We start from the raw sequence: 2,238 nt of genomic DNA, 5'->3' as shown, positions 1-2,238 counted from the left end.
AGTTCACGACCTTCCAAACGTTTAGTGAAGTTCATTTCCACTGGAACTGGAACGCTGTTAACACGTTTTTGGGTTGGTTTTTCAGGTTTTTCAACTGTCTTGCTTACTGGGTTGTAAACGTGAACTGTTTGGTTGGCTGTATTTTCAATATCAGCACCAGCTTTAACAGATTCTTTAACAGTTGCTGGGATATCAAATTTATAGTAACGTCCAAATGCGAATTTAGTAGTATCGATAACAGGATTGTTTACTTTATCTTTGATAAATTCATCTTTAGAAGTTGCAGTGATTGTGCCATTTTCAACTTTGATGTCGAATTTAGCAGTCACGTCTACACCAGTTACTGAATCGTATGCTTTGATGTCAGCAGCGTTAACGTTCAATTTTTCTGCATCGTATGTATCAGATACACCAACGTATTGGATGTTGTTAGCTTCTGTGAATTTAGTAGTATCAAGCCATACTTGGTATACCAATTTAGAACCGCGTTCAACAGTCTTAGTATTCAAGTTTTCTGGTTCGTTGTTTTTAACACCATCAACATATGGATTCTCATTTGTTGCTGTGTACTCGTTACCAGGTACATCATCGTCGTCATCCATCAACTTGTCACCAGTAATGTCATATTTCTCTTTAGAAACGACAAATTTTTCTGGTTGGAATTCAGGAGTTTCTGGAGGAGTGACTTTGTTGTTGAATTCTTTATCTGCAGTACCGTCAGTTGCATTACCGTTGGCATCAACCCCACCAGTTGAAGATACGTTTGTAACCGTAGTCAATGAATGACCGTTCTTAGCAACTTCAACTGTAACAGTAGCTTTCATCTTATCGTAAGTCATACCAAACTCTTTGTTGGCTGGGATAACTTCTTCTACTGTATAAGTGTGAGTACCTACTTTAGTGTTGTCGAATGACAAGTTAGAGAATGAAACATTACCAGCAGCATCATTCTTAACTGTTTCAACTACTGCACCTGTAGAATCTTTCAATACGAAGCTGAATTCACCTGCTTTAAGTTCACGACCAGCCAATTTCTTAGTAAAGTCGAACTTAGTCACAACTGGAGCAACCACATAGTTGTTGAACTCAGTGTCTTCAGGCATTGTAACTGCCGCGTTCAGAAGACCTGTTTGAGCGTCTTTTGTGACATTGACAGTCACAACTGCGTTCATTGAATCATAATCAATGTTGGTATCTGTTCCAGCTACTTCACGTACAGTGTAAGTGTGCGTACCTTCAGTTGCATATGAGATTGAATCAAATTGGATTGAACCATCAGCCGCATTCTTCTTAGTTTGGATCACATTGCCGTTTTCAAGCAATTCGAAGGTGAAGGCATTTGCTTCAAGAGTCTTACCTTCCAAACGTTTTGTGAAGCGGAATTGTGCTTGTGTTGGAGATGAAGTGAATGTATTGTTGAATTCTTTGTCGGCTGGAAGTGTATTAACAGCTTTAAGAACATGACCATCTTTAGTAACAGTAATTGTTACTTCAGCTTTCATTGTGTCATATTGCATACCAGCTTCAGAACCTTGAACTTCTTCAACAGTGTACTTGTGAGTACCAACTTGTGCGTTTGTGAATGTCAAATCGTCAAAGGCGATAACACCATTAGCATTGTTAGTCTTAGTTTGAAGAACAGTTCCGTTGGCATCTTTCAATACGAAGCTGAATTCACCATCTTTAAGAGCACGACCTGCAAGAGCTTTAGTGAAGTCAAAACGAGTCTTAACTGGTGCAACAGCAAAGTTATTGAACTCAGTATCAGCTGGCATAGTAACTGCAGCGTTCAAAAGACCTGTTTGAGCGTCTTTTGTGACATTTACAGTTACAACTGCATTCATATCATCGTAATCAATGTTTGTATCTGTTCCAGCTACTTCACGTACAGTGTAAGTGTGCGTACCTTCAGTTGCATATGAGATTGAATCAAATTGGATTGAACCATCAGCCGCATTCTTCTTAGTTTGGATCACATTGCCGTTTTCAAGCAATTCGAAGGTGAAGGCATTTGCTTCAAGAGTCTTACCTTCCAAACGTTTTGTGAAGCGGAATTGTGCTTGTGTTGCAGCAGGTGTGAATGTATTGTTGAACTCTGTATCTGATGGAAGAGTGTTTGTTGCTTTAAGAACGTGACCTTCCTTAGTAACAGTGATTGTTACTTCAGCTTTCATTGGGTCATATTGCATACCAGCTTCAGAACCACGAACTTCTTCAACAGTGTACTTGTGAGTACCA

General features: G+C 39.3%; 1 protein-coding gene. It reads right to left on the bottom strand.

Going from position 1 to position 2,238, the window contains the following annotated elements; all coding sequences use genetic code 11:
- Nucleotides 1–2,238: Spy0128 family protein (locus HMPREF2979_RS10530; RefSeq protein ID WP_315968258.1), on the bottom strand; the 2,238-nt coding region annotated here is incomplete at both ends.

The sequence above is a fragment of the Streptococcus sp. HMSC078H12 genome, from assembly GCF_001814615.1.
GTDB classification, from domain to species: domain Bacteria; phylum Bacillota; class Bacilli; order Lactobacillales; family Streptococcaceae; genus Streptococcus; species Streptococcus salivarius_F.
The sequence above is the reverse complement of the archived record's forward strand: the minus strand, read 5'-3'. Positions and strand labels throughout refer to the sequence as shown.